Below are 3,552 nucleotides of genomic sequence, written 5' to 3'. Positions count from 1 at the left end.
CGTTTGGAAAAGGTGACCCGCCGTAAGGGCGGAACCCTAAGCAGCCATAACCGCAGCAACGGATATGTACCCAATCAAACCCACTAGCTCAAAACAACGACGCCACCCGGCAGCTCAGTGCATTTGACGCCATAGGCATCCCGAATCAGCAATGCAACGCCAGCAAGTTGGTCAAGGCTAAAGCGCGCCTGCACCCGCCGCTGCCCAAGCTCACGGTTGAGCAGCAACAACATCCCCGGCCGATAGCGATTGATCTCATCAATCATCTGGCTCAGCGTAGCGCCGTTAAACACCAACACTTGCTGACGCCAATTCATTACCGCCGCCGTGTCGACACTCTGCACACTGCCAACCTGCCGCGCGTCATAGGTCACCTGCTGCCCCGGTTCAAGACGCAGACTACGACCTTCAACATCCACGTCAACCGCACCATCAAGGCAAGTCACGCAAACTTGCTGATCAGTGTTACGCAAGTTGAAACGCCCCTGACTCGCGCGCAACCACCCTCCTCCAGCCTGCATCGCCAACGGCAACCGCGCGGTCTGCACTTCAACCTCACCACTGACCAGCTCAAACCCCTGCACACCCTCAGACATTGCACGCTGATTGATCCGCGTCTGAGTATTCAGCTCCAGGCTCACACCCTGCACAGGTTCAAAACGCCGCTGCTGGCCAACTTCAGTAATGTAGTCAGCGCCCAGCCCTTCAAAACCACCGGGAATCGTCCCGCGCACCAGCAAAAACGCCGCCGACGCAGCAATCGCCCCACCGAGAAAAGCACGTCGCCCAAATCCGCGCGGCGCCTGCATTTGCTCCACGGCCGGTTGCAGGTTGTGCCACAACCGCTTGGCCTCTTCGAACGCGCGGGCATGCTCGGCACTCTGCGCGCACCATTCGCGCAGGGCCCGGGCGTCGGCCACGGTGGCGCGGCCGGAGGTCAGCAGGACCAGCCAGTCGCGAGCTTCGCTGTGCAGATTGTCGGCCACCGATGGCTCGGCAGATGTCAGTCGAAAGATGTTCAAACGCGCAGATTCTCAACGAATTGATCGGGCACTATTCAGAAGACGGTTTTCCGGCCCCGCGACCGAACCGCTGAAACACTTTTCTTTCCAGTTTCGCAGCGCAGAAGCCCAACGCGGCTTTGATTTCCTTCTCGACCATGCGCGTGGAAATGCCGAAGCGCTGCGAGATTTCCAGATGCGGCGCCTCTTCCAGGCGCGCCGCGATGAAGATCTTCCGGCGCCGTGCGGGCAGCTCGTACAACGCACTGAGCAGCGACTGGATTTCCTTTTGCCCCCCCACCACCCGCGCCGGATCGAGGGCTTCATCGCCGATTTGCAGCAGCTCTTCGACTTCCTCGCCGGTGAGCAGGCGCGCATCGGCCTGGCGGCGGTCGGCGGCAATGTTCAGGGCCATGCGATAGAGGTAGGCATTGGGCCGCAGGACGTTCGGCGGCGTCTCCATGCGATCGACCCGCAGGTAGGTTTCGTGCAGCACGTCGTTGGCCAGATCTTCCGAACCGAGACGCCTGCGCAGGCGCACCCGAAAGTCCTCGTAGGACGTCAGGAACAGTTGGACCATCGAACCTTGTCCGGTGTCTTTCATCCCCCGGAAACTCCTTCCCATTTGGTGCATTCCATGCGTTTCCCTGACGACTCCGGTAACAACAGCAACGTGACCGGCTGACGCAAGGCGCTGGGCGTCGGCCGATCGATTTTGAGGTTGCGAAAGCTCTCCACCAGCGCGTTGTCGCGCCGTACATCACCGGTCGAAGTGACCAACCGGTTGTGCTGCACCACGCCATCGCGGCCAACCCAGACCTGTAACACCGCGCGATAACTGCCGGGACGGGTCAGTGGCGAGCGGCACAGATTGCGCTCGATCGCCGCTTGCACCGCCGTGGCGTAACTGCGATTGACGGCGACGCTTTCCGGCGTCAGTTTTTGTGCCGGCGCCGGTACGTCTTCGACCTGCGCCACTTGCAAAGTAAACGCATCGTCGCGGGCATACCGCGCCATCAAACCACTGCCGCCGAGCAATCGACGCAGGGCATCGGCGGCGGTGTATTCACCGTCCACCGCCAGCGAGCGACGACCGCGACTCAACTGACTGTCGACCAGCACCGCAACGCCGGTGGCGAGGCTGTACTGATCCAGCGCGTGTGCCAGATCCTGTGCCGGAATGTGCAGCGTCATCCGCAGGTCCGCCGGCACCGCGTCAGCCATGGCGTGGCCCGCCGCGCAGCCGAGCAGCCACCCCAGACACATCCGGCGCACAAGCCTCGTTGAACGCTGAAAACCGTCCGTGGAATTGCCTCGCTGCACGGCTGACGAATCCTTGGAAATCGTCATCCTGAGGGCTGTTTATGAATCTGGTGTGACGGGCGGTGCAAAAAAACCATCACGGGAATTGCGCACGGCTTGCACTAGACTCAAGCCAAAGCGCGGCCCCGTCGGGCTGGCCAGGAGGCGAGCATGAATAGACTGTGGCGATTGAGCCTTGGCGGGCTGTTGCTGATGGCGCTGTCGAGCGCTTATGCCGAGCAGCCGTTGGGCTGTGTCGAGGTGACGGTCGGCGGTTACAAGGCGCCGAATTACGACTGTTTGAGCCAGCAGATGGGCAACAACCCGGAAGGCGCTGCGGCGGCGCAGAAGAATCAGGAGGCGCTGAATGTGCCGGTGAACAAACGGCCACCGAATCAGGTTGGCCTCGCGACACCGGCGGCGACCAGTACGCGGATGGGCAATACCTTTGGCACATCAGTAAAACCACAACGCCCACCGCAATGACACGCCACCGATCGTTCCCACGCTCCGTGTGGGAATGCAGCCCGGGACGCTCCGCGTCCCATCCGGAGCCGAACGCAGAGCGTCCGTTGAGGCATTCCCACGCAGAGCGTGGGAACGATCAGGGCAGGCTCATTCGCTGGGGGTTTGGCGGAAACTCACGGCCAAACGATTCCAGCTGTTGATGGTGGTGACGGCCATGGTCAGGTCGACCAGTTCCCCTTCGCTGAATTGCTCACGGGCCTGCTCATAAACCTCATCAGGCACACGGCTCTCCGCCAACAACGTCACCGCCTCGGCCCAGGCCAGCGCCGCACGCTCACGCGGGTTGAAGAAGTTGCTGTCGCGCCACACCGCAATCGCATACAAACGCCGATCACTCTCCCCGGCCCGTCGTGCATCCACCGAGTGCATGTCGGTGCAGAAGGCGCAGCCATTGAGCTGCGAGGCGCGGATCCGGATCAATTGCAGCAACGGCTGTTCGATACTGAGGTTGGCAGTCAGCGCCTCCATGGCAATCATCGCTTTCATCGCCTTGGGCGAAGCGTTGTAGTAATCCAGGCGCGGGGACATGGCGGTTCTCGGTGGACGGAATAATGACTTCACCGTAACCGCCGACAGCCATGCATTACAGCCCCAATTGCACGGAAAACCGCTGCACCACTGCCCCCTGCCTTTACGCGCTGATCGTTCCCACGCTCCGCGTGGGAATGCAGCCATGGACGCTCCGCGTCCACTGTGACGCAGAGCGTCACGGGATGCGTTA

Annotated in this window: 5 protein-coding genes; 1 reads left to right on the top strand and 4 read right to left on the bottom strand. The window is 61.6% G+C overall.

Translation table 11 applies throughout. The features are described from left to right. Window positions 1-83 precede the first annotated feature (83 nt). From PMI23_RS27570 to PMI23_RS27560, 3 genes are read right to left on the bottom strand one after another with little or no spacing between them, the layout of a single operon-like run. Window positions 84-1,022 (bottom strand): FecR family protein, encoded by a 939-nt coding sequence (locus PMI23_RS27570; protein WP_042705058.1) that lies wholly within the window; start codon window positions 1,020-1,022, stop codon window positions 84-86. 31 nt (window positions 1,023-1,053) lie between these two features. Then, window positions 1,054-1,605 carry an RNA polymerase sigma factor gene (locus PMI23_RS27565; protein WP_007913935.1) on the bottom strand — a complete coding sequence of 184 codons (552 nt, stop codon included), beginning with the start codon at window positions 1,603-1,605 and terminating at the stop codon, window positions 1,054-1,056. Next, window positions 1,602-2,267 (bottom strand): secretin and TonB N-terminal domain-containing protein, encoded by a 666-nt coding sequence (locus PMI23_RS27560; RefSeq protein ID WP_007913934.1) that lies wholly within the window; start codon window positions 2,265-2,267, stop codon window positions 1,602-1,604. The genes PMI23_RS27565 and PMI23_RS27560 overlap by 4 nt, the downstream gene beginning before the upstream one ends. 207 nt (window positions 2,268-2,474) lie before the next feature. Here PMI23_RS27560 and PMI23_RS27555 point away from each other — a divergent pair, with 207 nt between their 5' ends. Continuing rightward, window positions 2,475-2,789 carry a hypothetical protein gene (locus tag PMI23_RS27555; protein WP_007913932.1) on the top strand — a complete coding sequence of 105 codons (315 nt, stop codon included), beginning with the start codon at window positions 2,475-2,477 and terminating at the stop codon, window positions 2,787-2,789. A 129-nt stretch (window positions 2,790-2,918) separates the two neighbouring features. On the opposite strand, the gene PMI23_RS27550 is transcribed toward PMI23_RS27555, so the two are convergent. After that, the gene (locus PMI23_RS27550; RefSeq protein ID WP_007913931.1) at window positions 2,919-3,359 is read right to left on the bottom strand and encodes a carboxymuconolactone decarboxylase family protein; all 441 of its coding nucleotides are present in this window, start codon (window positions 3,357-3,359) and stop codon (window positions 2,919-2,921) included. Window positions 3,360-3,552 lie beyond the last annotated feature (193 nt).

The sequence above is a fragment of the Pseudomonas sp. GM24 genome (genome assembly GCF_000282235.1).
Lineage (GTDB): Bacteria > Pseudomonadota > Gammaproteobacteria > Pseudomonadales > Pseudomonadaceae > Aquipseudomonas.
The sequence above is the reverse complement of the archived record's forward strand: the minus strand, read 5'-3'. Positions and strand labels throughout refer to the sequence as shown.

Bases quoted from the DNA above. Each gene is read 5' to 3' on its own strand.
- PMI23_RS27565 (WP_007913935.1), bottom strand. From the start codon at position 1,605: ATGAAAGACACCGGACAAGGTTCGATGGTCCAACTGTTCCTGACGTCC.
- PMI23_RS27560 (WP_007913934.1), bottom strand. From the start codon at position 2,267: ATGTGTCTGGGGTGGCTGCTCGGCTGCGCGGCGGGCCACGCCATGGCT.
- PMI23_RS27555 (WP_007913932.1), top strand. From the start codon at position 2,475: ATGAATAGACTGTGGCGATTGAGCCTTGGCGGGCTGTTGCTGATGGCG.
- PMI23_RS27550 (WP_007913931.1), bottom strand. From the start codon at position 3,359: ATGTCCCCGCGCCTGGATTACTACAACGCTTCGCCCAAGGCGATGAAA.